This is a genomic window from Leifsonia sp. NCR5 (genome assembly GCF_002105485.1).
Lineage (GTDB): Bacteria > Actinomycetota > Actinomycetes > Actinomycetales > Microbacteriaceae > Leifsonia.
In genome coordinates this window covers 25981-51885 of record NZ_NCSR01000011.1, presented here as the reverse complement: position 1 = coordinate 51885, position 25905 = coordinate 25981, and the positions used below count along the sequence as shown (strand labels likewise).

Below are 25905 nucleotides of genomic sequence, written 5' to 3'. Positions count from 1 at the left end.
GGCGGGCACGATGGAGTTACAGATTGCTTTCCCGTCGCCGCTCGATGAGGATGGTGTCCCGCCACTGCCCGGCCCAGGGACCGTAGGTCATCAGGGCGATGCGTTCGCGGTGGCCTACCACTCGAAAGCCGGCCCGCTGGTGCAATCGGAGGCTGGCAGTGTTCTCGCGGAAGATGCTCGACTGGATGGTCCAGATGTCTGCGTTGTCGCAGGCGCTGATCAGTTCGTCGAGCAGTTGCCGACCGAGCCCATTACCGCGGGTGCGGTCGGCGACGTAGATGGAGTGCTCCACCACGCCTCGGTACACGCTGCGTGAGGAAACCGGCGATACAGCTGCCCAACCCGCGACTCCGGCCTCGTCGACCGCAACCAGCCGCCCGACCGGCAGTCTGCTCGCGTTGAAGTTCTCCCACGATGGAGGCGCGGACTCGAACGTGGCGTTGCCGGTCGCGATCCCCTCGGCGTAGATTCTTTCGACTTCGGGCCAATCCGCGAGTATAAGCGCGCGGATGATCATTCGGCACACGGGCTTTCCGGAATGGTCATTGGATCATCCTTGTGCGGGCGCCACCCACTCCACCAGCTCCTCGACCTGCAGCAGGATCGAGTCCCGGAGTTCACGCACGCCGTCGAGGTCCCAATTCACGGGGTCGGGGAACTCCCACTGGACGAACCGTCCTGCAACGGGGCCGGGGAGCTCAAGCCCTGGCTTCATGGCGACGACGACATCGGCGGTCACCAAGTCGTCGACCGTCACGGCTCGGGGCTGCGCATTGGAGCTGTCGATGCCGAGTTCGGCCAGGGCCAGCACAACGGGCTCGCTGGGCGCATCGGCGGGGGACGTGCCGGCACTAGTGGCGCGGGCGCGATCGCCGGCGACGTGGCGGAAGAGGTGGGATCCGAGTTGGGACCGTCCGGCGTTGTGGGTGCAGAGGAAGAGGACGACGGGGGCGGTATTCATGCGGTGACCATGGTTTCGATGGTGGCTCGGGTCCAGGCCTGAGTCGCTGCTTGGACGGCATCCCACGGCGAGCCGAGTGGTGGCGTGTAGGAGAGGTCGAGGTCGCTGACCTGCTGGACGGAAAGGCCAGCGAAGAGAGCGGTGGCGTAGGTGTCGACGCGTTTCGCGGTTTCCGTGCCAAGGCGGCCGATGAGTTGCGCGCCGAGGAGACGTCCGTCTTCGGAGTCTCCGGTGATTCGGATGCTGATGGGCTGAGCGCCCGGGTAGTAGCGCTTGTGATCGTCGGCAGCGGTTTGGGTGGTGACGGTTTGGAAGCCGGCGGCGTGTGCCTCGCGGTCACGCAGGCCCGTTCGGGCGGCAACAAGGTCGAACACTTTCACGACTTGTGTTCCGACGGAGCCGGCGAAACGGGCTTCGCCGCCGACAGCGTTCTCACCCGCGACGCGTCCCTGCTTGTGGGCGGTCGTCCCGAGCGGGAGGTAAGTGACGCCGAGCAACCGGTGGTGAGTGACGACGCCGTCGCCGGCGGCGTAAATGTGAGGGAGTCCGGTGCACATGAGTTCGTCGACGACGACCGCGCGTCCGGCGCCGAGGGTGGCCCCGGCGGATTCAAGAAGCTGTGTGTTCGGGCGGACTCCGACGACGGCGAGCACGACGTCGGCTCTGAGACGTACGGGCTCGCCATGGCTGTCTGCGTGCACGACAAGACCTTCGGTGTCCTTCTCCACCGCGCGAACGACGGTACTGGTGCGCACGCGAACCCCGTGGTTGGTCAGTTCCTCACGAACGGAGGATCCGAGTTCAGGGTCGAGGGTGGAAAGGACTTCCGGCCCTCGTTGCAGGACGGTGACGTCGATTCCGCGTGCGGTGAATCCTTCAGCCATCTCGAGTCCGACGTAGCCGGCGCCGATGATGATCGCGGTGCGCGGGTCGCGGGCTTCGAGGTACCGGTCCAAGGCGAAAGTGTCGCCCATCGAGTGGATGACGTGCAGTCCGTCTGAGGGGGTGAGCTGGTCAAGCCCCGCGATGCCGGCGTGAGCGGGAAGGGCACCGGTTCCGACGACCAGTTCGTCGTAGGCGATCACGGACTCGTTTCCGTCGGACGACCGAATACTCAGTTGCTGGCCCGCAACGTCGATGCTTGTGGCGAGTGTGTTCAGCCGCAGAGACATTCCGGTTGCTTCAAGATCCGCGTGGGTCCGGTGGGCAAGAGACTGCCACGGGCGCACGTCGCCCGAGAAGTAGTAGGGGATCCCGCAGATTGAGAAGTTCGGGTATTCGTCGGAAACGACGACAGTGACGTCGGTCGCCGGGTCGAGTTCGCGGGCGCGCAGCGCGGCGGAGATGCCGGCGTCGCTGCCGCCGATGGCGACGAGATGCATGGGTCTGTTTCCGTTCAGCGATCGGTGGTCTGGGGGATGACGACGTCCGCCGCGGCCTGGGCCAACACCTTTTCGGAGCGGAACAATGCCAAGGTGAGTGCGACGCCGATCGCGGCGCCGACGAGTTGTGCGGCGATGAAGGGCAGAACGGACGCGGGGGCGATCCCAGCGAAGGAGTCGGAGAAGATCTGGCCGATGGTGACGGCGGGGTTCGCGAAAGAGGTGGAGCTGGTGAACCAGTAGGCGGCACCGATGTACGCGCCGATCGCGGGGGCGGCTGCTGCGCTGCGTCCCGTTCGAGCCAGGGCCAGGATCAGCATGATGAGTCCTGCCGTGGCGACGACTTCGCCGAGTAGCGTCCCGGCGGTGACCCGCTCCGTGGTGGCGACGCGGGTGGGCAGCTCGAACATCGCGTTCGCGAGCAGTGCTCCGCCGATGGCGCCGAAGACCTGGGCGAGGATGTACGACGCTGCTTCCGTCAGGGTCAGTCCGTTGCGGGCGGATCGGCCGACGATCCAGTCGACGAGTGAGACGACCGGGTTGAAGTGGGCTCCGGAGACGGAGCCGAACAGGACGATCAGCACGGCGAGGCCGAAGGCGGTGGCGATGCTGTTCTCGAGCAGCTGCAGGCCAGTGTCGTGGGAAAGGCGGCTGGCGGCGATGCCGGAGCCGACGACGACCGTGACCAGGAGTCCGGTTCCCAGGAATTCAGCGAGCAGTCGGGGGAGGAGGCGCGTATTCATCGCGTACATCTTGACCGGTGCGAATTACCTCAGTCAAGATTGAGGTAATGAACAGTAGGCGAAATCCCTTGGAGGAGCGGGCTGCAGTGCACGCGGCGCTTGCCGATCCGTTGCGCCTACGAATCCTGGACCTCCTCGTTCTCGGCGACTTGACGCCGGGAGAGCTCGTCGCAGAGCTCGGGGTGTCGACGAATTTGCTCGCACACCACCTCGGTGTCCTGGAGCGTGAAGGGATCATCGTGCGAGGGCGCTCCGAGGGAGATCGCCGGAGGACGTACGTGCGGCTGCGGCCGGCCGCGCTTTCGGCACTTGGGCCCTCGGCCGACGCAGCAGCGCAACGCGTCGTCTTCGTCTGCAGTGCGAACTCGGCACGCTCGCAACTGGCGGAAGCACTCTGGGAGCGTACGAGCACGGTCCCGGCCGTCTCCGCAGGCACGCATCCGGCGGCACGGGTCGCAGAGGGTGCCGTTCAGGTGGCGGCGCAGCACGGCGTGACGTTGATGGGTCGACCGAAGCTCTACACGGACGTCATCGCCACAGGCGATTATGTGGTGACCGTCTGTGACCGCGCACACGAGGAGCTGGGGGTGGCGGCCGCACACTGGTCGATTCCCGACCCGGTGCCCGATGGCAGCGCTCGCGCATTCGAGTCGGCCTTCGCGGAGATCGCACGCAGGGTCGACTCCCTCGCCGCCCACCTGACGCCGACCTAAGTCGCCCGTGCGAGAGCCAGCGCGGCCAAGGCCACACCGGCCATGAGCGTAGCCATCCCTGCGTAGCTGCCGACGCTGTTGGCGATGAGAGGCCCGAGCGCCGGTGCGAGCGCCGTCAGCACGGTGATCGGTGCAGCGAACGCACCATTGATCGACCCGTAGTTGCGGACTCCCCAACGGTCGGCGGCGGCGGACGCCTGCACCAGCGTATGAGCGCCACGTATCGCTCCGACCAGGATCGCGACGAGAATCAGGAGCCACACCGGGCCGGGAATCAGAGCCAGCGCGAGCAGCCCCACTGTCGAGCCCAATGCGATGATCGCGATCGGTAGCCACGGCTTCGAGCGTCGGGGTGTGATGTAGAAGAGCAAACGGCCGACCACCTGACCGGCGCCGACAAACCCCAGGGCCAGCGCGGCGACCCCGTAGCTCACGCCCTTCTCCGTGAAGAGCGGAATGATCGCCAAGGTCACCGCATACAGGCTCGCGGTAATCAATGACATCGTGCCCACCAGTACCCAGAACCTTCGGGTTCGAATTACAGTCGCCACCCGATGCTCGCCGGACGGAGGGGCCTGCGGCGCCCATCGCTTCTCCACTGACAACCAGTGCAGTGGAACCCCGATGACGAGCAGTAGTCCGGCAAGCAGCAGGAGGGCGGTCCTCCAATTCGAGGCTCCGAGCAGGACGGCAGTGATGGGAGCGAAGACGGTGGAGGCCAGACCGCCGGCGAGCGTGAGGATGGTAAGTGCACCCTGTCGATGCCCGCCATAGCGGCGCGTGATGATGGCGAAAGCTGCCTGATACAGCACGGCGGCTTGCGCCGCGCCGACCAGGATCCAGCACAGCAAGAACAGGCCGGGGCTGGTCGCCGTCGATGCAGCGGCGATGCCTATGGCGCCGACGATCGTTCCGGCTGTCAGGACGATCCTGGGGCTCCACGCATCGAGTAGGCGCCCTACGAGCAGGCCAGTGAGGGCGGAGACCACCAGCCCCGCGGCGAGTACGCCGGTGATGGCTGTGAGGGGCCAGCCGGTGTCCGCGCTGATCGCGGGCGCGGCCACGATCGGTGCGTAGTAAAGGATTCCCCAGTTCAGGATCTGGCCGGCCGATAGCGCGGCGAGGCTCCAGCGCGATGGCTGTCTGGTTGGGATCGCCGATTCGGTGACCTCGGTCACAGCGCCGTGGTGAGGACCTTCGAGACTCGCTCGAGACTTCCCGGGACCAGCTTGTAGTACGACCAGGTGCCGCGCTTCGACCGGGTGATATAGCCCGCGTCCATCAGGAGTTTGAGGTGGTGGGACACGGTCGGCTGACTGAGTCCGACCGGCTCCGTCAGATCGCAGACGCAGGCCTCCTGGCCTTCGGAGTTAGCCACGATCGAGAGCAGGCGCAGCCTGGTCGGGTCCCCGAGTGCCTTGAAGGCCGTTGCCATCGACTCGGCCTCGTCGAGTGACAGTATCTCGCTGGTCACCGGGGTGCAGCAGGCATTCACGGGGGTGATCGGGAGTGCTTCGAGGACGGCCATGCTGTTAGTGTACCCGTACATTGACAGACTTCGATGAAGCGGGCACACTGTAAATCGAAAACCTTCGATGAATGGAGAATGACGGATGACTCTCGTTGACCTCACTGCCCCCGTGGTACGCAGCAGTCGCCTGGACGGGCTCCCGGTGGCGATCATCGGCGCCGGCCCGATCGGGCTCGCCGCGGCAGCGCATCTGGTCGAACGGAGCATCCCGTTCGAGATTTACGAGACCGGAGATGCGTCGGGCCACAGCGTTGCCCAGTGGGCGCACATCCGATTCTTCTCGCCGTGGAAGATGCTCATCGATCGGGCGGCCGCCCGTCTCCTGGCGGATACTGGATGGGCGGCGCCGGACGAGAAGGTACTTCCCACCGGCGGTAAGTTCCTCGACGAGTATCTGGCACCGCTCGCGGCGCTCGATTCGATCCGCCCGCACATTCACTACGGCGTGACGGTGAGCGACGTCAGCCGCGAAGGCATGGACCGCACCCGCAGCACTGGCCGCGCTGACACCCCGTTCCTGCTCCGTATCCACGATGCCGGCGAGGTGCGGGAGGTCACTGCACGCGCTGTCATCGACGCGTCGGGAACCTACCTCACCCCGAACAGCCTCGCCTCGTCTGGCCTCGACCCGCTCGGTCTGCCGGCGGTTGCGGAGTACGTCTCACACGCCCTCCCCGATGTGGTCGGGAGGGAACGCGCCCGTTTCGCTGGTAAGCGCGTGACGGTCGTCGGTGCCGGGCACTCGGCCGCCAACACGCTTCTCAACCTCGCGGCGCTCAAGCGCGAGGTCCCGGACACGCAGATTACCTGGCTGATCCGTAACGTCAGCGCTGTCCGTGTCTCAACGTCGGATGATGACCAGCTGATCGAGCGCGCAGCAATCGGCAAGCGCGTTGACCGCCTCATCGACACCGGTGCCATCGAGCAGCTCGACCGGTTCGAGATCCTCCGGCTCGCTCCGACAGCGGACGGTGTCAAGCTGATCGGCCAGCGCGCCGGTGAACTCGTCGAGCATGACACCGATGTCGTGGTCAATGCGACCGGGTTCCGGCCCAACCTCGACATGCTGCGTGAGATCCGCCTTGACCTGGACGAGATCGTGGAGGCACCTGTCCGACTGGCGCCGCTGATCGATCCGAACATCCACTCGTGCGGCACGGTCGAGCCGCACGGGTTCGCCGAGTTGCAGCAGCCGGAGCCGAACTTCTTCCTGGCGGGCATGAAGTCCTACGGCCGCGCACCGACCTTCCTGCTCGCCACCGGCTACGAGCAGGTCCGCTCGATCACCGCATACCTCGCCGGCGATATCGCGGCCGCGCGTAACGTGCAGCTCGTACTGCCGGCGACCGGAGTCTGCTCCACGGGAGGAAGTTCCGGGTCCTGCTGCTCCTGACTTCTCGCGGGGAGCATAGACTCGCGTCTATGAGTGTCGCGAACGCCCCGGGACTGCAGAGCCTCAAGCGAATCAGCGATCCCACCCGCGCTGCCCTCCTCCGGATCATTCTGGATTCCGAGGAGGGCAGGGGATCAGTGACTCGCATGGCAGAGGCCCTGGGTCTCACGCAGCCGACCGTGTCTCACCATCTGCGGATGCTGAAGAACGAAGGTCTGGTCGAGCGGGAACAGGCTGGACGGACTGCCTGGTATTCGATCACGCCTTCTCAGCTCGACCGGGTCTCCGACCTGGTCAGCGATGGCCAGGCGACCGACGACACAGCCGCGTTGCAGCGGATCGTCGCCGACCTGACGACTCGGTATCGTGGCGTACTCGCGCCGGAGACGGTCCGTGAGTTTGTCGAGGACAGCTATCAGATCCTCGGGGAACGCGACGGGTCACATCCCAATCGTGCATCGCAGACCAGCAGCTTCACGATCGACCGTCTCGACGCGATTCTCCGCGCCAGCGAATCCTCGCACGCCGTCCCGGAGGTGCTCTTCGTGTGTGTGCAGAACGCGGGCCGCTCTCAGCTCGCGTCGGCGATCCTCCGCCAGCTCGCCGGTGATCGAGTCATCGTCCGGACCGCTGGCTCTGAGCCGGCCGACGCGGTCCGGTCGACGATCGTGACCGTGCTCGATGAGATCGGCATGCCCCTCGGCGGCGAGTTCCCCAAGCCACTGACGGACGAGGCGGTGCGGGCGGCGGACTATGTGATCACGATGGGCTGCGGCGACGCGTGCCCGGTCTTTCCTGGTCGGGAGTACCTGGACTGGGACGTCCCTGACCCGGTTGGACAGCCGGTGGTACGCGTGCGAGAGATCCGGGATGACATCGAGAGGCGGGTTCGTGGCTTGCTCGAACAGCTCGAAGGTGAACGAGTCGAGAACTAAGAGTCTGCGACTGGAAAAAGCATTGATCTATATCTATGCTTGACGTAGTCGTCGAGAACCGAGGAGAACCATGTCCGAGAAGCCCACTGTCCTGTTCGTCTGCATCCATAACGCCGGCCGCTCTCAGATGGCCGCTGGCTTCATGCGCGACCTCTCCGGGGGCCGCGTCGAGGTCCTCTCCGCCGGGTCCGAGCCGAAGGATCAGATCAACCCGGTCGCCGTGCAGGTGATGGCCGAAGAGGGCATCGACATCGCGAACGAGCAGCCGAAGATTCTCACCACCGAGGCTGTGAAGGAGTCCGACGTGGTGATCACGATGGGCTGCGGCGACACCTGCCCGATCTTCCCGGGCAAGCGCTACGAGGACTGGGAGCTCACCGACCCGGCCGGCCGTCCGGTGGACGAGGTCCGTCCGATCCGCGACGACATCAAGCAGCGCGTGGCGAACCTTCTCGCCGAGCTTCTCCCCGCGGCGGTGTGAGACTCATGACCATCGACGCAACGGGGCGCCGAGCACAACCGGAACTCGCGTATCCAGAGCAGTATCTGCGGCGGCTGTCGGACGAGCTGGCGGTCAAGTTCGAGGGCATCTTCAACCGGGAAACGATTGAACGCTATGTGTTGGAGTCCTACACCGCCCTGCTGCGCACCGCGACCGTGAAGGCGCACCTGGCGACCCGCACCATCCACTTCGCGACCGAACGGCTGACCGCGCTTGCCCAGGCCAAGGGTGCGCTGCCGGTGATCTGGCCCGAGGTGCTGTTTGTCTGCGAGCAGAACTCTGGCCGCTCCCAGATGGCCGCCGTCCTTACTGAGGCTCTCTCCGGCGGCCGCGTCCACGTCCGCTCCGCCGGGTCGATGCCAGCCAATGAGTTGAACCCGGCTGTCGTCGAGGTGATGACCGAGATCGGGCTGGACATGAGCCGCGAGTTTCCGAAGCCGCTGACCGACGACGTCGTGCAGGCGGCGGACGTGGTCGTCACGATGGGGTGCGGCGACGCATGCCCGATCTACCCAGGCAAGCGATATCAGGACTGGGAGCTGCGCGATCCGCAGAGGCAGCCGATCGAAACGGTGCGGGAGATCCGTGCCGAGGTGGAGCAGCACGTGCGCGAGCTGCTGAAGAGTCTGGAGGTGACGCCCGCGTGAGCGTCGAGAACGTCGTCGTCATCGGCTCCGGCCCTGCCGGATACACCGCCGCCATCTACCTGGCCCGGGCCGGTCTGGACCCGATCGTGCTGACCAGTTCCGTCGAGATCGGCGGCGCCCTGATGAACACCACGGAGGTCGAGAACTTCCCTGGCTTCATCGACGGCATCCAAGGCCCCGACCTGATGGAGAACCTGCGCCAACAGGCCGAACGCTTCGGCGCGCGCCTCGTCTATGACGACGCCACCGCCGTCGACCTCACCGGCGACGTGAAGACGATCACCACGGGAAGCGGTGCCGAGTATCTGACACACGTCGTCGTCCTGGCGATGGGGTCCGCCCATCGCAAGCTGGGAATCGAGGGCGAGGATCGCTTATCCGGTTACGGCATCTCGTGGTGCGCCACCTGCGACGGTGCATTCTTCAAGAACCAGGACATCGCAGTGGCGGGGGGCGGCGACTCGGCCCTAGAAGAGGCGATGTTCCTCACCCGGTTCGCCAACTCCGTCACGCTCATCCACCGCCGTGACGAGCTCCGCGCGTCGAAGATCATGCAGGACAGGGCGCGGGAGAACCCCAAAATCAATTTGCGCTGGAACACGCAAATCGCCGAAGCCCACGGAGACGAGAAGTTGAGAGGGCTGAGCCTCCGCGACACGGTCACGGGTGAACCGGGCACGTTGGACGCGACTGGCTTGTTCGTCGCCATCGGTCACGATCCGCGCAGCGCGTTGGTCGCCGGGCAGATCGACCTCGACCCGGACGGCTATGTGAAGGTCAAGCACCCGACGACCGAGACGAACCTGCCCGGCGTGTTCGCCTGCGGTGACCTCGTCGACCGTCGCTACCGGCAAGCGATCACCGCGGCCGGAACGGGATGCGCGGCAGCGCTCGATGCCGAGCACTTTTTGGCCGCGCACGGACTCGGGACGCACGCGCAGTCGCAGACCGCTCTTGGGGACACGCTCGCGCACAACTGAGTTAAGAACAAGATCCCTTGTCGGCTCCCTTGGACCTGCACCGCTTGCGACGCGCGCGGGAACCATGACGAATGCCGGCGCTCACGTGCAATGCCGTTGCGAAGCCCGATTGCAGCCTGGCGGTTCGCTCCGGCCAGCCGATCTCGTGGCAGATAAGTCGGTCCCGGGCGTCGGAGATCGGCAGGATCTGCTCAGGTGCGTCAGCATGAACACCTGATTCGAGCCGCCGTTGGCGGCGCTGTCCTTGCGGTTTGTGTGTCTTTCCGCCGCCCGATCGTAGCTCGTTCCCGGTACTTCCGTGCCGGGCTTTCGCGGCATATCCTCACTCGCTGCGCTCCCTCCGGTATTCCACGGTCCCGGCACTCCGCACCTCCCACTCGCCACTGATCTCCCCGCCGGAAAGGCAAACAAAACGATCAACCAGGGGAGTGATCAGGATGCGGGTATTCGTAATCGATACGAGAAACATGGGTCCGGAACTGCGAGGCGGACTGATCGGGGTAGTCGGCTCGACGAGCCCGTCTGCGGAGGAGAAGCGGGAGTGTGTCGAGACGGTGAGTCGGTACGCCGTCGATGGGTGGGCGGTCGCCGCTGATCCGCGCACGCCGATCGGCCGGCTGGCGGCGCTGACGGCGGAAACGGCGTGTGTGCCGTTCGTGGCCTTCAATCGAGTAGCCCAGCGAGGAGGTCCGGTCGTCGGGCCGACGATGATCGGGGCCACGAGCCGGGAACTTTCCTGAACGCGCAAATGAGGAGCGGGCCCCGTGTACGGGCCCGCTCCTGCCGATCAGGATCACTCTCCTGAGTCAGGCTCCGTAGTGACCGACGTAGCCTCTCCTTCATCCTCTGTGGACCCGTTGGCGATCACGACCTGTTCGACGTCGCTGAGGCTGTATCCCCAGCTGGCGAGAAGCGAGAAGTAGTCGGTGTCGGTGGGCGACGGGTAGCGCCAGGTCTGCTTGCTGGTGACGGATTCGCACGCTCCGAGCACGACCGCGAGAGCCACATGCTGAGCCTTGGCCGGAGTCTGTGCGATGAGCGCTGCGAGCTTGTCGCTCTCGAAGTAGCCGGACGGCTCCATCCCGAGCAGGTGGTGGGCGAGCTCGTTCCCCTCGCGGGTGGCGGTGCTGATCGCCTGCCTGTGAACGGTGAGTCCCCTGGCGATCGCGACCGCCGCATCCTTGGGGAGGGTCTTGCGGGAGAGGAGGGTGGTGAGCCATTCGCGGCGGACGACTTCGGCGGATGCCCACGCCCTGTTGTTGGCGATCAGGATGCGCCGCTCGGCCTTTTCTTCATCCGTCATCGGGCCGGACTTGGACGTTCCGCCGCCGTAGCGGTGGAACCCGGCGGCCTTCGCGTCCTGGATGAAGTAGCTGATGTTGGCGTCACCGTCGGCATAGACGCGGACGTGGGCGGCGCGTCCGTCAATGTTCTCGATGTGTTCGACGGTGACCCGTTGGTCGTCGGCGGTGAGGAGCTCGCTGATGCGGGTGTACTCGGTGTCGTAGTAGCCGGGGTCGGTGTCGAGGATCATGTAGCCGCGACCGGCCAGGTCGGCTTCGGTGTCCGTCTTGGTCGTGGCTCGGGCTTTCTCGTCTCGTGCCCGCTGGGCCGCGTGCGCGAACTGGGTGGGGTCGGTGGTCGCGACCTGGATGAGGTCAGCGCGTATCTCGTCGTCGCCGTCGAACTCGATCAACACCGCCGCCTGATCCAGGGTCAGCTGGTGCTCCTGGATTGCGCTCGCCGCAGCCTGGTTCTCGACGACGGTCAACGCGGTCTTGACCTCCTTCGGCTTCATACCGGTTCGTCGAGCGATTGCGGTGACGCTGAGCCCTTCGAACGCGAGTTGCTGGAACGCGGCGGCACGGTCGCCGTCGCTGAGGGCCTCCCGCTGGTCGTTTTCAACCATCTGCTGGACGATCCGCTCCGCCGTCACCTCGTCTGCCTCCACCAGGTAGACGGGGATGGTGGCGAGACCGGCTTCACGGGAAGCGAACACCCTGCGTTGTCCAGCACGGACGATCACCTGGCCGTCGTCGCCTCGGTGGGCGAGGACAGGGGTGAGAACCCCGTTCTCCTTGATGCTCTGCACGAAGGCCGGAGTGATGGGTGCGCTGGGTCGGACGTTGGTTTCGATGATCAGGGTGTGGGGGTCGAGGTGTTCGATAGTGCCCGCAACCGGGGTGGTGTCGCTCATTTCGCTGTTTCCCTTCAACTGTTCTTGTTCGCCTGTCTGGCAAGGGGATCGAGGGTGAGAGGGAGCGAGCGGAGTGCCGGGTCGTGGAATACCGGAGTGAGCGCAGCGAGTGAGGATATGCCGCGAAAGCCCGGCACGCAGCCCGCGGGAGCGAACTACGATCGACGGCCAGGCAGACGGACAACCCAGCAGGCAGAGCGCCGCTCCCGATTCCGTCTGAGGAGAACTAGGGCTCAGGGGCCTTGCGGGTAACGCGCGAGACGGTCCATGCCAGAAGTGCAGCTCGTGTCGAAGCTATTCTGGGGCTTGTGCCGCCTAGCAGAGAGGATCTACTCCCCTGGATGCTGCGGTTCATTCAGGACAGAGAGCACGCCGACGGCATCCGTGTTTTGGATGAATACGGCTGGGACTTTCGTATCCTCGGGGGATTGATCGAACGAGTCCGGCGGGCGGCTCGAGCATATCTCCTACTCGAAAAGCGGGGTTTTGAGGCCGAAGCGCGGCCCCTGGTCCGCAGCGCGCTCGAACATGCGGTTACGGCGCAGTGGGCGTTCCTGACTCCAGACGGAGTCGACCGGCTAGAAGTCCGGATGCTCCAGGCACGCGTGGACTACGCGAAGGGATCGCGCGACGTCGACGACCCGGAGTGGGACGAGCTGATCGTCCGTTTGGAGGCGCAGGTTCCACGAAGCGTCAATGGTTCGACACGCCGCGGCATGCCGAAGTTCACCGGGAAGGACAGCGTCCTCAAGGCGCTTGATGCCACGGGCTACCTACAGCGCGCGTACACCATACTGTCGAGGGCTGGCCATGTCACGGATCAAGTGGTGACTGACTACTTCGTTGAAGACGACGGCATTGTTGCCGTTGCGAGTGCCCCGTCCGATGTCCATGACATTGACGTGTTCCACACGCTGGCGACGTCTTGCTGCCTCGCGGCCTGGGTGCTTGCCCGGCTAGAAGGCGACGCTCACGGGCTTGAGCTAGCGACTAGTCAAGGTCTGCTCTGGCGACTCGATACCCATCTGCCAGCTGAGGGCCGGCGATTCCCGACGGACTCCGACTGAGCGCATGGCGGATTCTCGATCGGCTCACGTGCGACGCGTAGGCATGTCATCGTTCGACAGTACGGTGTATGCGCGCTGAGCCTTGGAATTGCCGAACTTCTTCGTATCAGTGACGGCAGCGGACGGTTCAATCGTTGCTCCATCCGAACAGAAGGCTCGGTGGTACGCAGGGCGCGACCCGGCGAACGGCTGTGGCTCAGGTTGCTGACCTGTGGTCAACTGATCGGGAATTTCTGCAGAGTGGATATCTCCGTTCTTTAGTTTCTAGGTGATTGCCTTGGCGTCGTGAAGAGTCTTTGCCGCGCGAGATCTCACTTCCGCGCTTTGGTGCTCGGTTAGCGATTGCACTATGTCTCGGACGGGCCGCGATAGCGGACTGGACTCGAGACCTCCGAGAATGAAGAGCGCATTGGCTTCCCCGTCGGCAGTGGCGAAGCTCGCGAGAGCGCGAAGGTACGCTGGCTGAGGACTAGGAGAGTTCGCAACCAGATGGCTAAGCGCCAGAATCGCCCGATGACTAACGCGGTAGTTCGAGTCGCGGGCTAGGGCTAAGAGCAGTGGCTCCGATCCTGAGATCCGTGCGAAATAGTCGCATGCGTCGAACCTCATCTGTTCGTCCCCGGTGACCAACTCAGCTTCGAGTTCGGCGCGCGCCCCATCGTCTTCCGGTAATAGTGCCAGCAGCAGAAGGTGGGCAGCGCCACCGAATTCATCCAACCAGCTTGCAAGGGGGTCGGAACGCGATTCGGCGATGACCCCGGGAAGGCACTCCCGCAACGTTGCTCGCCATTGCTCATCAATGAGATCAGGCTGCCTGGCGAGCCACTTGCATGCGTTTCGTTTGGGCGTCCTCAGGGCGTCTGGATCTGCCACGAAGGAAATTGCAGTCTGGATTCCGGCCGGCAATGAGCAGAACACGCCAATTTGCAACGCAAGCTGTGCCATGTCCGGGCCGCCAATACCAAATCCTGTCGCCCCGTAGCGCAGGCCCAATAGCGATTCCGTCGCTACCTTCAGCATTGCTTGAGCTTCGTCGGCGTTTAGGTTTGTGAATTCTCGAACCGCACTGAGAGCTCGGACATCGCCATTCAACAGAAGCGGGCGTATCGTATCGCGGCTCGTGGTGACGTATTCCGCATGAATTGTCCGTAGCCAGGCCGGAAGGGAAGCATCGTCAGCCTTTAATCGAAACTCAGATTCGTGGCGCTCGAGTACTGACTGGTCAAGGGTCCGGAGAAGCGCCGCAAGCGAATTCTCCTGTATTTGAGAAGCGTTTGCGTCGAGTCCTAACGCGTATCGAACCACCCGCTCGCTGTCTTGTTCTTCGAGGTGCGGGCTGAGCCCCGCGATGGCTTGGAGGAGCCCATTCACGGAAACGTGAACGGCATAGCTGTCTTCGAACGGCTTCGGATCGTTCAGCACAGTCAGCAAGAACGTGATTAGAGGACCGGCTGACTCGGGCGGGTAAAAGCCCCCGGCCTCCGAGAGCGCCACGAGGTCAGCTCTCCAGCTCGTGTGGGTGATCGTTTGAGGCGTGATTGCGGCGACGGATCGGCGGAGATCCGCCAAGGGCCCTTCATCCTTGATGCGACCGATCGCGAGCTTGAGTTCTTCCTCGCTTCCGCATTCGCGGAGCGAATCGAGACTCGCGCTCACTGGTGGATTGACTTCGGCTGGCACTGCAAGGTCCACCATCGCCATGTACGTTGTCGCCGATCGATAGCCCGAACTGTCGCCCGCGAGTCGGGCGATCAGTGCGGCAGAAAACAGCTCGTTGTGGGCTGCATTTGAGCCCCCGAAACGCTTCGCCCGGTCGCGGCCCCAGCCCCGAAAGACTCGCGTCGTCCAAGATTCCAGACCGGAAGCAACCGACTGCGTGCGCCACCAGGACGTCGTGGTGTCCATGCCGGGTGCAACGGCGGACAGATCTAACGACTCGCGGTCACTTAGTTCGTAAAGGCTCCACAAGATCGACGACCGAAGCGCGGATACTGTGACATCACCAGCAACGCTCGCAACCTCGACGTTGGCCTTAGCGAGTTGTTCGAGGGCGGCATCGGCATTACCCGTTTCCGCCAGAATCCGGCTACGGTGCACGGCGAGCCATACGTGATCTACGGACAACTCATCGGTGATCTCAGCGTCGATCGTGGTCGCGGCCAGCGCAAATTCTTGGCGGTCAAAGTAGGCGACCGAAAGACAAACGTTCTTTGCCACTCGCAATGCGACGTTCGCCTCGGCATCAAAGGCTTCCAAGAGTTCGATCGAACCCTCGTCAATCCACTGCCGAACCGCGGCGGCAAAGCGCCAGCCGGCCTCATCGGCGGACTGGGCATCCTCCGAAGAAGGCACGGCCGACAGGTTGGCGGCGAAGCCATCCCATCGCTCGCTTTCTGCCTGGAGGCAAATGGCGGTCGCTTCCGCCCAGTTGATGGCTGTGCCATAGCCCTTGTTGGGATGTGGAGCGACGAGTCTAGGAGCCAATAGGGCAAATCGTGCCCACTCGTCGCGAGGAAGTTCGTTGATGGAGAAGTTCCACCGGCTGCCTTCGAGCGGAGGGGCCACTCTCGATTCCGATGCGTACCGTACCCAGGTCTCACGCCAGGAGGGATCAAGCCGCTGTTCAGCGGGAACGAAGACCTTGAAGCCCGCACCCGTGTCGACGATGGTGTCCTTACTGAGCACTGCCCAGACACGCCTACGCCGATCTTCGGACTGCAACACAAGGATGTGTGGGACGTGGTGGTTGGCCCAATATTCTGCGTGACTCTTATCCGGCTCTTTGTACCACCACCCCGGCTTACCGTCTAATGTGCCAGGACTGTCAAACCAACTGTCTCCAGTTTTGACTTGGGCACCCAACATGAGCCGAAGGTCGACTCCGGACTCGTCGCGAAGTTGGATGAAGAGGTCGGTGCCGAGATCTTGTACACCGGTTGGAAGTGGGCCCCACTGAAGTTCCAAGAAGAACACTTCAGCAGCCCGTTCTCCGATGTCGCCCCGTTGCACGCGACTCGGCTGTCTCATACTCATCCAGCCCCCCACTCCGTTTCAGCTTCGACTTGCTGGCGTCGATCGCCGTCGGGGACACGACGCAGTGCCTCGATGCCTCCGGCCTCCATTTTCCCCATTCGGCGAGGCACAAGGAGACAGCGCGCTGCGCGCGTCACCGAGAAGCCGGCCCGTGAATCACTTGCGTGATATTGGGCCGAGTTGATGGAGGTTCACCGACCTCCACGCGATACTCCATGTGTGGCCACCGACTTCTTGGATTCCGCTCTAACACTGATTGGCAGCACGTTAGCTGCATCAGTCGGCGCATTCTTCAGCGCTCGCTTTGGAGGTCGACAACGTGCGCAGGCTGGCGAAGCAAAACAGAGGCGCACGACCGCGAGCATGATCATCGATCGACTGCTCGCCGTCAGGGCACTATTGAGGGAGGCGCAGCAATTCCGCGACGTCGCAGACTGGCGAGATGCGATTGAGAGCCTTTATGAGGCACTGGATGACGCGCGATATCGACTTCCGGATGGCTTTCGTCATGTCAAGCGAAGCGTGCGATCTGCCATTGGCGAAGCCACGTCGCTGTCGCTAACGGACTCCTGGCCACGATCCCAGAACGACGCCGATGACCTGGCTGATTACAACGGCGAATGGACAACGAACGCCATGGATTACTTTGACGTGGTCGTGGACTCGCTTCGTGCATGGCGGGATGCGAGCGCCAAGGCGGCCGACCGGACCAGCGTTCGATCGTTCGACTCATGGCTGGCAGCAACGAATCGCTACGTGCCCGGCGGAACCAGGTGACGAGTGCGCGCTCCTAGGTTTGGCATAAGTCGGTTTTGCGGGCGCTGACGCGGGACGGAGGTCCCGCCTGCGTAGACCTCGCCCAAACGGTTTGTTCACCTGCTCTTACAACCAATGGTTGCCGAGTCAGGACCGCGGCGAGGGCGAACGTGCTCGGCCCTTTGCTCAACTGCCGTTTAGCCTGCGATTGGCCCGCATGGCTATTGCGTGACAACCGTTTGACAACATTTGAGTGAAATCGAGGATCAGTGGCCGTTATCGGGCTACGCCGAGAATCGTTGAATTCCCGCGGATGTCGCCCATCGTCGTTGCCGTCACTGACGTCCGGCTAGAGTTCGGATCCCGCGCCCTCCGCTCTGCTAAACAAGCCCCGATCTCAGCCCGTGGGTGGTTGCGATGGGCACGTCTCCATATGTACTTGTTCAAGTAGTTCTCGCGATGGCTGCCTGACCGTTGTTGGGCGGTTCGGAGCCGTTGACCGATTGTGCGATTGAGCAGCGGGAGCGTGACCACCATTCGCTCGTTTCTGTAGCACGAGGACAGTGAGTGGGCGCATGGCATGTCTCACCCACGTGCTTCTATCGGATGGGTGGTCGTCAGGGCGTAGAGGCTAATTTCCGCGTCTGACGCGGTTCAGCCTGCGATTCCTGAACGATGGGTCCCGCATCGAGGGCATAGCGTGTCGCGATTGCCAAGTACTGCACCGCACTCGTTGCACAGTCGATGCAACCAGCAGGACGGATCGCCGACGTCATCCACTGACTCTTCGAATGGGGCGGCGAGGGAAGCGCCTCGGTGTTGGCGCTTCCCTCCTGCTCCCGGGCGATCCGTGGACCGATCGCTCTGTTCCGGGGCAGCCCTGGTGGGGTTCCCGCCGGGGGCGTTGTTCGACGTTGTCGCCTTCCTTGTTCTTGAGGGTGTGGTGGGCGCTTCTGTCATGGGATGACGATACCTTGTTCTTGCGTTTCCGCAAAGGTTGCGCTGGACCTTGTATTTTTCTGAAGGGCGTCCTAGCATTCGATTGCAAAGGACACGCTGGTGGTGCGTGCCCGTACCTGTTCGATGGTGGAGGTGCGGCATGACTGACGAATCGATCCCGGTCCTGTTCCGAGGTTCCGGACTGAAACGACGAGGTGGCCTCTGGGGCGAGTGCTTGGCCGAGTTTCTTGGCACGTTCGTGCTGATCAGCTTCGGTGACGGGGTGGTCGCGATGGCCGTTGCTGCGCTGCCAGGCTCGGGGCGCACGGAGGGTCCGACTACGTTCTTCCTCGGTGCCGGCGACTGGCTACTCATCACCTGGGGCTGGGCGTTCGCTGTCGTCTTCGGCGTCTACATCGCCGGCGGGGTCAGCGGTGCGCACCTCAACCCGGCGATCACGCTGGCGTTCGCGATCAGACGCAAATTCGCCTGGGTGAAAGTCCTCCCGTACATGCTGTCCCAGCTAGTGGGAGCGTTCGTCGGAGCCGCCCTGGTGCTTCTCGTGTATATCAGTGCGATCAATGCGTTCGACGCGGCGAGCAAGGGAACGAAGGTCAATGGGCACACGTTGGCGTCGTTCTCGATCTTCGCCACTTTCCCCGCGCCGTATTTCCACGGGAACATGTGGTGGCCGCTGATCGATCAGATCGTTGGCACCATGTTCCTGGTGCTGATTGTGGTCGCGGTGATCGATCTGCGGAACACGGCGGTGCAGTCGAATCTTGGTCCGCTGATCATCGGTTTCGCCGTGGCGGCGATCGGGATCTCGTTCGGCGCGAACGCCGGGTACGCCATCAACCCGGCCCGTGACCTTGGGCCGCGGCTGCTGGCCTGGGCGGCTGGATGGGGGAACCTCGCCGTGCCGGGGGACGGCGACTGGTTCAGCGGCTACATGTGGGTGCCGACCTTGGGTCCGTTGATCGGCGGCATCGTCGGCGTCCTCGTTTACGACCTGTTCATCGGTGACGTGCTGAACGCCCGCAAGATGCGGCTCGCGGTAGACCGGGGTGGTCACCGGGCGGAGCGCGTGACCACAGACGGTCGGCCTCCCGGGCCCGACACATTGGAGGCTGATGGGTACGGGGCACGCGCTGGACGGCCTCCGGGACCGGACACGCCGGAGACGGGCGGCAGATAGAGGCACACTCGTGGAATGTGAGCGGCGAGTGGCGGCGACTGGTGCGAGGACACGTTCACTCCCAGGTTCTCGCACCAGCACGCTGACATGACAAGCGAAGCCCTCGGCCGGGTCCTCGTCGCTGGTGCGACCGGACACCTCGGCAGCTGCATCATGGCGGAACTCCGCCGCGGTCGGGTGTGCACGCGGGCTCTCGTTAGGCGGGAGGAGCAACGGACAACCGTGTCCGCTGATGACGTCTTCGTCGGGCAGGTCACTGACCCACGCTCGCTGCGCCATGTAGCCGACGATGTCGACACGGTCATCTCCACAATCGGCGTTACCCGGCAGCGGGACGGTGTCGGGTATGAGCAGGTCGACTACGCCGGGAACCTCGCGCTGCTGCGGGAGGCGGAAGCGGCCGGGGCGAGTCGCTTCGTGTACGTGTCGGTGCTGCACGGGGAGACCTTGCGCCGCCGCGTTCGCCTGGTCGCGGCGAAGGAACGATTCGTCGACGAGCTGACAGCGTCGCCGCTACGGCCGACCGTGATCCGCCCGGCCGGGTTCTTCTTCGACATGGGAGAGTTCCCGCGCATGGCGCAACACGGTCGGGCATTCCTGATCGGTGACGGCCGCAATTTCATCAACCCCATCTCCGGCCCGGACCTCGCCACAGCCTGTCTCGAAGCGGCCGCCGTCGGTGTCGCCGAGCGGGCGGTGGGCGGCCCGGACGTGTACTCCTACGAGGATGTGGCCAAGCTCGCGTTCTACGTCGCCGACCGGCGGCCGCGGATCGTCCACGTTCCGCGTCGTCTCGCGCGAGCGGCAATCGCGGCGGCGTCCGCCGTCACCCCAGAGCCGGTGTACGGACCTGCTCAGTTTCTATGCGCGGTGCTGACGGAAAACATGGTTGCTTCCCCTTTCGGCGACGACCACCTGGAGGACTACTTTCGCGCGCAACACCGACCGCCCGGCTGAACGGTGGCTCAGTGGGTGTCGGCGACAGCGAGCTGGATGTAAACCCCCGTCAGCAAGGTGAAGATGTATGCCTGCAGCAGCCCGACGAGGATCTCCATCAGCGTGAACGCGAATGCGAACACCAGCGTGCCGACACCGAACAGTTTGAACAACCCGGGTGCTTCGAAGATGAACCATTCGGTCCCGGAGAAGAACAGCACCAGCAGCAGATGTCCGACGACCATGTTCATCATCAACCGCAGAATGAGCGTCACCGGTCGCACCAGGAACGTCGAGATCAGCTCGATCGGGGTGACGATGATGTACAGCGGCCACGGCACGCCCGGTGGGAACAACGCGTTGCGGAAGAAGCCGCCCGGTGAGTGTCGGATGCCAGCGTAGACGAACGTGCCGTAGGTGACGATGGCGAGCACTAACGGCACTCCGATTACCGCAGATCCCGCCATGTTCAGGCCGGGGATGATGCTGGTGAGGTTGAAGAACAGCACCATGAAGAAGATCGTCGTCAAGAGCGGCAGGAACCGTCTGCCGTCCCGCTTTCCTAACAGGTCCTCAGCGATGTTGACGCGGACGAAGTCCAAGCCGAGTTCGATAACGCTCTGCCAGCGACCCGGCACGACCTTCAGTCGTCTCGTTCCCAGCCCGAAGACGAGAACGATCGCGAGCGTGGCGATGAGGCGAATGATGGTGACCCTGTTGACTTCGAACGGGGTCCCAACGAACAACAGGGCGGGTGGGAAGAAGTCGTTGATGGACGGCCCGGTGAATCCGGAGTCGGCGGGGAGCAAAGGGGGCGTCTACTTTCGGGGGGATTGGGCGCGTAGCCCGATGGTCGTCAAGATGGTGGGCCGGCGGCAGTATCCCCACCGCCAACCCATCTCATCGTAGTAGTATTGATTGCGAAATCGCAACGGTTGCGAAGGAGCACGAACTCGTGCTCTCCTGGATGCGAGGAGGTCTTCATGGCCGCGCCAACTGGTCGCCTGATTCGGAGAGACGACGGTGTCTATGTCGTCCTCGACCGCATCTTCCACGCCCCGATCGAAGAGGTGTGGTCCTATCTGAGCCGGTCCCCGCGACTGGCCAGCTGGGTGGGAGAATTCACCGGGTCGCCGGCAACCGGGGCGCTCCGCTTCCGGCTGAACGGGGACGACGCCGCCTGGGAGGATGTGTCAGTACTCGAGTGTGAGGCGCCACATCGGTTCGCTGCCGACATTGGGCGCGCGGGAGACTCGTGGCGGGTCTACTGGCATGTCGTCCAATCCGGTGGCCACACCACGCTCACGTTCGGCCGTCGCCTTGGTGTGCTGACGGACAGTTCGGAAGGGGCACGCTGGGACTATTACCTCGACCGGCTCGTCGCGGTGCACGACCGGACGGCTCTGCCGAGGTGGGAGGAGTACGTCCCAGCAATGAGTCGCTACTATCAGATGCTGGCCACGCTTCCTCTGCAGGAACGGGGAACCAGGCAGAACACTGCCCCTGCTGCCGGGCAGGGCTGACGTTTCGCCGCACTGTCGTCCAGAGTAGGCAAGGGACCGTCGGCGCGTAGTCCGTTCACGCTCGTGCAGCCCTCGACCGAGATGCGCGTCATCGCACGCCGCGGAGTACGGTATCCACAGCAAATTCGAGCTCGAGGCGAGCGTCCGAGACGTCCTGGTCGGCTGCAATCGCCAGCCGCGGATAGCGGGCAGAGACAATGTCGGCGAGCCACGGCGTCGGGGTTGCGCGACGCAGGCTCATCTCGAGTGAGGCGTAGGTGCGGACGAGGCTGTCCAAGAGAAGCGCTAGCCGCAGCGCGTCGACGTCGGTCTGATCTGTGATCGCGCCGACGAGGGCGTCGATCCAGGCGTACGCGCGCGGCTGCGTCGGCATCCTCGTCGGCGTGACTTCGCACAGCCAGGTGTGTTCGGCGTAGCGGTCGGCGAGCTGCGACGCCCACGCCCGGCACCGTTGCTGCCAGTCATCGCCCTGGATCGGAGGGGGGTCGCCGATTGCGGCATCCACCATCAACTCGACAAGCTCTGCCTTTGAGTCGACGTAGCGGTAGATGGCCGTGGTTGTCATGCCGAGCCGTTCGGCGACTTTCCCGAGCGAGATGCCACCAAGACCGACTTCGTCCGCGAGATCGACGGACGCTCCCGCGAGTTCGGCCGCACTCCACCGCGACTTCGGGCCTCGACCCGCAGGGGCGCCGAGACCCCAGAGTTGCCGAATCGCGCGATCCTCTTGACTGTGCATGGCGTTCACTGTAGCGTCCCTATCTGTGAATCACATTCACAGATAGGAGCTGTTCATGACTACGATTCTGATCACTGGCGCGTCCGCGGGCATCGGCGCTCGCACAGCTCGCCTGCTCGCCTCGGGCGGAGCGACAGTCTTTGGCGCTGCCCGCACGACGGGGGCGATCGCCGAGATCCCAGGCGTCACCCCTGTCGCTCTCGACCTCACCCACGAGGAATCGATCCTGGCGGCGGTGGACACGGTAAACCGTCTCGCAGGCAGTGTGGATGTGCTCATCAACTGCGCCGGATACGGAGAATTCGGCAGCGTCGAAGAAACGCTGCTCGCCGACGCCCGCCGGCAACTCGAGGTCAACGTCCTAGGGGCGATCGGGCTGATACAAGCCGTCCTGCCAGGGATGCGAGCCGCACGTCGGGGAAGGATCGTCAACGTGTCCTCGCTGGCTGGGGAGTTCGCTGCCCCAATGGGAGGTTGGTATCACGCCTCCAAGTTCGCACTTGAGGCGTTGTCGGATTCGCTCCGCGGCGAAGTCGCGCAGTTCGGAATCGACGTCACAGTTGTTCAGCCGAGCTACGTTGCAACGGACTGGCACGACAACGCGATGGAACGCGTGGAGCGGGCTTCCGCGCGCGGACCATACTCGGCGATGGCCTCCGCGATGCGCACCTATTTCGCCAACCCAGCGCTCACCAGGCAATTCTCAAGCCCCGATGCAGTGGCGGCCATTATCGCTAAAGCGGCATTGACCCGACGGCCGCGAACTCGCTACCGGATCGGCCCTGGCGCAAACATCGCCGTCGCCCTCGCCACCATCCTTCCGGACCGCACATTCGACGCGCTGACTCGTAAGCAGTTCGGCTATCCCCAACTCACGCCCCAGCCGTAGACAGACCCAGCCTAGAAGGGACCCCGCATGGACGTCATCGTTTCGATCACCACCACAGTCGCCATCCTTGGAGTAGCCGTGATTTTCGGCGCCGACGTGCTCGCCGCGGTCGTACTCCGCCCGGTCTACGCCGGTGTGGATGCGCGCACGCTCGTGCAGGCCGTCGGGCGCGGTCACCATTTTGGAGACCGTCGCCTCCCGATCGCCGGCATCCTTGGCGTCGTGTTCACCGCGGCCACGGCGATCATCGCCTTCATCGGGCGGATGCCAGCGCCCGGTTTCCTCGCGGGAGCGGCACTACTGCTGCTGCTTACCTGGCTGGTTCTCTTCACGCGAATCTCGAAGCCGATCAATGCGCGACTCAGCGCCGCCGCATTGGCGGGTGAGGTGCCGGAAAATGCGCGGGAGCTGCAGGATCGATGGGAATCGATCATCACGCTGCGCGCCGTCATACAAGGCGTGTCCGTATTGCTGCTCTGCTCGGTACTCATCGTCGCGTGAACGAGAAGACGAGCTTCCGAACGATCGCCCCGCCTGGCTCAGCTCGTCAACCGCACAAGTAGGGCCTGGCGGTGGAACTACGGCGCGTGATTCTTCTCCTCCGTCTGCCCGGCGATCGCCCGCTCGAAAGTCCTGCGCGGATGTTGGACGGCGGACGTGGATGTCAGGTCCCGGATTGCGAGGACGTTTGCGGCCCAGTTCGCCGCGAGTCGTATCCGTCTGGACATGCTGGGAAGAGCTGCACCGTGGTAGGCCTTGTCGATGACCCAGGCGAGCTGGCCTCGAACCGGCACGCCCTTGACGACGCCGGCGCCGCGCCGTGCGCCGAAGCTCGCGAGGGTGCCGAGCGACGTGTGCCGGTACGCGAACGGTTCGGTGCCATCCAGGACGCGGAGGATGTTGTCTGCGACGAGTTGGGCTTGTCGGAGAGCGTGTTGGGCAGTTGGCGGGCAGAATGCGGGTTGTGAGGGCGCGGTGAGGTTGGGGATTTCGGCGTTGTCGCCGATCGCCCACGCACCAGGTAGTGGTGTGCCGTCGTTGTCGATCACTTGGAGGCGCGCGTTGGCTTGAACGTGACCTTTGCTACCTCGGGGAGCGTTCGTCCGGTCCAGCTCCGGGTTGGGGGTGACGCCGGCCGCCCACACGATCGTGTCCGCGCCGAGCTGGGTGCCGTCCGTGAGGTGGACGATACCGTTCTCGCAGGAGCGCATTTCCGTGTTCGTTTTCACGGTGATCCCGCGCCGCCGGAGGAGGCGGAGGGTCCAGTCGGAGAGCGAAGGGGGTAGCTCCGTAGCGATCCGACCAGCTGCTTCCACAAGAATCCAGTGCTGCGCTGCCTGGTCCAAAGTGGGGTAGCTTGCATGGGCGCGGCTGGCGAGATCCTGGAGCTCGGCCATCGCTTCAACCCCGGTGTAACCGCCGCCGACGAAGACGAAGGAGAGGGCGCGGTTGCGAACGGCGGCGTCTGTCGTGCTCGCCGCAGATTGGATGCGGTCCAGGACATGGTTGCGGAGGAACACGGCCTCCTCAAGTGATTCGAATCCGACGGCATGTTCGGCCAGACCGGATATTGGCGCTGCTTTCGTGACGGCGCCGAGGGCGAAGACAACGTGGTCGTATCGGGTCGCTCGTTCGGTTCCGTCGAGGGTGCGTATCACGGCGGTCTTCGACCGGCAGTCGACGGATTCGATCGTCCCGCCGACGACGGTGGCGAAGGAGAGCGGCCGGGAAAGGTCGACGGTGACATCACGAGGTTGGGTGTGGCCCCCAGCGACTTCGGGCAGCAGGGGTTTGTATGTCATGTACGGTCGCGGTTCGACCACCGTCACGCGCACGCGTCCGGACAGTGCGGCGCGGCGAAGTCCTCGAGCAGCGTGGAAGCCTGCATACCCGCCACCGAGAATGAGGATGTGCGGCGCCGCGGTCACAGCCCGACGCTTCCCTGCATGATCCCACCGTCGACGAAAACGGTGGTCGCTGTCAGGTAACGGCCCTGGTTGGACGCCACGAAGATCACCGTGTCGGCGATCGCCGACGGATCGGCGACCGTTCGGAGCGGGATGCTTTGCTCGAGTTTTCGGCGACTGTCCGGGTCGGTCATCGTCGCCGCATTGATCGGAGTGTTCACCGCTCCGGGGGCCACGTTGACGACGCGCACCCCGTGCGGGCCGAGCTCGACCCCGGCCGTTCGGGTGAGCATCCGCATGGCACCTTTGGAGACGCAGTAGGCGATATTGCCGGGCATCGGCCAGTCCTCATGAACCGAGGACATGTTCACGACCACACCTCCCTCGGGGCCTTGCTGGATGAATTGCTCGGCCGCGAGTTTCGTTCCGAAGAACGCACTGCGAACGTTCACCGCGATAACTTCGTCGAAGGTGTCCTCGTCGATCTCGAGCAGGGACATGCGTTTTTCGATTCCGGCGTTGTTCACGAACACGTCCAGCCGTCCAAACTCGTCGACCGCGGCTCGGATCAGCTTCTGGATGCCGTCGGGTTGGGAAACATCTGCCTCGACGCCGATTGCTTCGCCTCCGGTGGAAACGATCTGTTGCACGAGGTCGGCGGTGTCGTCGGGATGGGCGACGTAGTCGATCACGACGCGTGCACCCTCCGCTGCTGCTGCGATCGCGATGGCGGCACCGATGCCGCTGTTACCGCCGGTGACCACGATGGTCTTGCCATCTAATTGCATGCGTTCTCCCCTCGGGATGGATTGTCCGCAATTGTAAGCAAGCAATTGCGATGCCGCAATCATTGCGAATGACCTCGATATCCAATCAGGGAAGTGGTAGGACTCTCCGGTCGCGGGCCCACGAGCTCGGGTCGATTCCCGGGCAA

At 64.1% G+C, this 25905-nt stretch carries 26 protein-coding genes; 14 read left to right on the top strand and 12 right to left on the bottom strand.

Translation table 11 applies throughout. The features are described 5' to 3' along the window. Positions 1–16 precede the first annotated feature (16 nt). Genes B7438_RS10940 through B7438_RS10925 form a run of 4 tightly spaced genes read right to left on the bottom strand, consistent with a single transcriptional unit; the run spans position 17 to position 3095 of the window. Positions 17–517, bottom strand: a complete 501-nt coding sequence (locus B7438_RS10940) for a GNAT family N-acetyltransferase (RefSeq protein ID WP_085369589.1) — start codon at positions 515–517, stop codon at positions 17–19. A 33-nt stretch (positions 518–550) separates the two neighbouring features. After that, positions 551–961: a low molecular weight phosphatase family protein gene (locus B7438_RS10935; RefSeq protein ID WP_085369588.1), complete on the bottom strand. Its 411-nt coding sequence runs from the start codon at positions 959–961 to the stop codon at positions 551–553. Then, the gene (locus B7438_RS10930; RefSeq protein WP_085369587.1) at positions 958–2343 is read right to left on the bottom strand and encodes an FAD-dependent oxidoreductase; all 1386 of its coding nucleotides are present in this window, start codon (positions 2341–2343) and stop codon (positions 958–960) included. Before B7438_RS10930 ends, B7438_RS10935 begins: the two co-directional genes overlap by 4 nt. A gap of 14 nt (positions 2344–2357) precedes the next feature. Next, on the bottom strand, positions 2358–3095 hold the full coding sequence (locus tag B7438_RS10925; RefSeq protein WP_085369586.1) for an MIP/aquaporin family protein: 738 nt from the start codon (positions 3093–3095) through the stop codon (positions 2358–2360). 77 nt (positions 3096–3172) lie between these two features. Here B7438_RS10925 and B7438_RS10920 point away from each other — a divergent pair, with 77 nt between their 5' ends. Further along, positions 3173–3799, top strand: a complete 627-nt coding sequence (locus B7438_RS10920) for an ArsR family transcriptional regulator (RefSeq protein ID WP_306293893.1) — start codon at positions 3173–3175, stop codon at positions 3797–3799. Here B7438_RS10920 and B7438_RS10915 read toward each other — a convergent pair. After that, complete coding sequence (locus tag B7438_RS10915; protein WP_179150789.1) at positions 3796–4977, bottom strand: MFS transporter; 1182 nt, start codon at positions 4975–4977, stop codon at positions 3796–3798. The two genes, B7438_RS10920 and B7438_RS10915, sit on opposite strands and share 4 nt — an antisense overlap. Continuing rightward, the gene (locus tag B7438_RS10910; protein ID WP_085369583.1) at positions 4974–5327 is read right to left on the bottom strand and encodes a helix-turn-helix transcriptional regulator; all 354 of its coding nucleotides are present in this window, start codon (positions 5325–5327) and stop codon (positions 4974–4976) included. Before B7438_RS10910 ends, B7438_RS10915 begins: the two co-directional genes overlap by 4 nt. 145 nt (positions 5328–5472) lie before the next feature. On the opposite strand from B7438_RS10910, the gene B7438_RS10905 reads away from it, so the two are divergent. The 6 genes from B7438_RS10905 (at position 5473) to B7438_RS10880 (ending at position 10527) form a co-directional block, all read left to right on the top strand. Then, positions 5473–6723 (top strand): NAD(P)-binding domain-containing protein, encoded by a 1251-nt coding sequence (locus B7438_RS10905; RefSeq protein ID WP_256921982.1) that lies wholly within the window; start codon positions 5473–5475, stop codon positions 6721–6723. A gap of 29 nt (positions 6724–6752) precedes the next feature. Continuing rightward, positions 6753–7658, top strand: coding sequence for a metalloregulator ArsR/SmtB family transcription factor (locus tag B7438_RS10900; protein ID WP_085369581.1), 906 nt, complete (start codon positions 6753–6755; stop codon positions 7656–7658). Positions 7659–7728: 70 nt separating this feature from the next. After that, on the top strand, positions 7729–8139 hold the full coding sequence (locus B7438_RS10895; RefSeq protein WP_085369580.1) for an arsenate reductase ArsC: 411 nt from the start codon (positions 7729–7731) through the stop codon (positions 8137–8139). 5 nt (positions 8140–8144) lie between these two features. Beyond that, positions 8145–8807, top strand: coding sequence for a phosphatase (locus B7438_RS10890; protein ID WP_085369579.1), 663 nt, complete (start codon positions 8145–8147; stop codon positions 8805–8807). Continuing rightward, on the top strand, positions 8804–9787 hold the full coding sequence (trxB, locus tag B7438_RS10885; RefSeq protein ID WP_256921981.1) for a thioredoxin-disulfide reductase: 984 nt from the start codon (positions 8804–8806) through the stop codon (positions 9785–9787). Before B7438_RS10890 ends, trxB begins: the two co-directional genes overlap by 4 nt. Before the next feature lie 467 nt (positions 9788–10254). After that, positions 10255–10527, top strand: a complete 273-nt coding sequence (locus tag B7438_RS10880) for a hypothetical protein (RefSeq protein ID WP_143465801.1) — start codon at positions 10255–10257, stop codon at positions 10525–10527. Positions 10528–10580: 53 nt separating this feature from the next. On the opposite strand, the gene B7438_RS10875 is transcribed toward B7438_RS10880, so the two are convergent. After that, positions 10581–11984 (bottom strand): ParB/RepB/Spo0J family partition protein, encoded by a 1404-nt coding sequence (locus tag B7438_RS10875; protein ID WP_085369576.1) that lies wholly within the window; start codon positions 11982–11984, stop codon positions 10581–10583. Positions 11985–12325: 341 nt separating this feature from the next. Here B7438_RS10875 and B7438_RS10870 point away from each other — a divergent pair, with 341 nt between their 5' ends. Continuing rightward, entirely contained in the window at positions 12326–13051 is a 726-nt protein-coding gene (locus B7438_RS10870; RefSeq protein WP_085369575.1) for a DUF5677 domain-containing protein, read from the top strand. A 264-nt stretch (positions 13052–13315) separates the two neighbouring features. Here the strand turns inward: B7438_RS10870 and B7438_RS10865 are convergent, their stop codons facing one another. After that, entirely contained in the window at positions 13316–16078 is a 2763-nt protein-coding gene (locus B7438_RS10865) for a DUF4365 domain-containing protein (protein WP_256921990.1), read from the bottom strand. Between the two features lie 225 nt (positions 16079–16303). Between B7438_RS10865 and B7438_RS20255 the strand changes: the two genes are divergently transcribed. The 3 genes from B7438_RS20255 (at position 16304) to B7438_RS10855 (ending at position 19934) form a co-directional block, all read left to right on the top strand. Next, the gene (locus B7438_RS20255; RefSeq protein WP_143465799.1) at positions 16304–16861 is read left to right on the top strand and encodes a hypothetical protein; all 558 of its coding nucleotides are present in this window, start codon (positions 16304–16306) and stop codon (positions 16859–16861) included. Between the two features lie 1078 nt (positions 16862–17939). Further along, a complete protein-coding gene (locus tag B7438_RS10860; protein ID WP_085369573.1) occupies positions 17940–18977 on the top strand; it encodes an MIP/aquaporin family protein in 1038 nt (345 codons plus the stop codon). A gap of 87 nt (positions 18978–19064) precedes the next feature. Next, positions 19065–19934, top strand: a complete 870-nt coding sequence (locus B7438_RS10855; RefSeq protein WP_085369572.1) for an NAD(P)H-binding protein — start codon at positions 19065–19067, stop codon at positions 19932–19934. A gap of 8 nt (positions 19935–19942) precedes the next feature. On the opposite strand, the gene atpB is transcribed toward B7438_RS10855, so the two are convergent. Next, positions 19943–20722: a F0F1 ATP synthase subunit A gene (atpB, locus tag B7438_RS10850; RefSeq protein WP_256921980.1), complete on the bottom strand. Its 780-nt coding sequence runs from the start codon at positions 20720–20722 to the stop codon at positions 19943–19945. 174 nt (positions 20723–20896) lie between these two features. Between atpB and B7438_RS10845 the strand changes: the two genes are divergently transcribed. Beyond that, positions 20897–21436, top strand: coding sequence for an SRPBCC domain-containing protein (locus B7438_RS10845; protein ID WP_085369571.1), 540 nt, complete (start codon positions 20897–20899; stop codon positions 21434–21436). A gap of 88 nt (positions 21437–21524) precedes the next feature. On the opposite strand, the gene B7438_RS10840 is transcribed toward B7438_RS10845, so the two are convergent. After that, a complete protein-coding gene (locus B7438_RS10840) occupies positions 21525–22175 on the bottom strand; it encodes a TetR/AcrR family transcriptional regulator (protein WP_085369570.1) in 651 nt (216 codons plus the stop codon). Positions 22176–22230: 55 nt separating this feature from the next. Between B7438_RS10840 and B7438_RS10835 the strand changes: the two genes are divergently transcribed. Continuing rightward, positions 22231–23064 (top strand): oxidoreductase, encoded by an 834-nt coding sequence (locus B7438_RS10835; protein ID WP_085369569.1) that lies wholly within the window; start codon positions 22231–22233, stop codon positions 23062–23064. A gap of 27 nt (positions 23065–23091) precedes the next feature. Further along, positions 23092–23565, top strand: a complete 474-nt coding sequence (locus B7438_RS10830; protein WP_085369568.1) for a DUF1772 domain-containing protein — start codon at positions 23092–23094, stop codon at positions 23563–23565. Positions 23566–23642: 77 nt separating this feature from the next. Here B7438_RS10830 and B7438_RS10825 read toward each other — a convergent pair whose 3' ends face one another. Then, positions 23643–24992 carry an NAD(P)/FAD-dependent oxidoreductase gene (locus B7438_RS10825; protein WP_085369567.1) on the bottom strand — a complete coding sequence of 450 codons (1350 nt, stop codon included), beginning with the start codon at positions 24990–24992 and terminating at the stop codon, positions 23643–23645. Then, positions 24989–25822 carry a glucose 1-dehydrogenase gene (locus B7438_RS10820; protein ID WP_256921979.1) on the bottom strand — a complete coding sequence of 278 codons (834 nt, stop codon included), beginning with the start codon at positions 25820–25822 and terminating at the stop codon, positions 24989–24991. The genes B7438_RS10825 and B7438_RS10820 overlap by 4 nt, the downstream gene beginning before the upstream one ends. Positions 25823–25905: the final 83 nt, after the last annotated feature.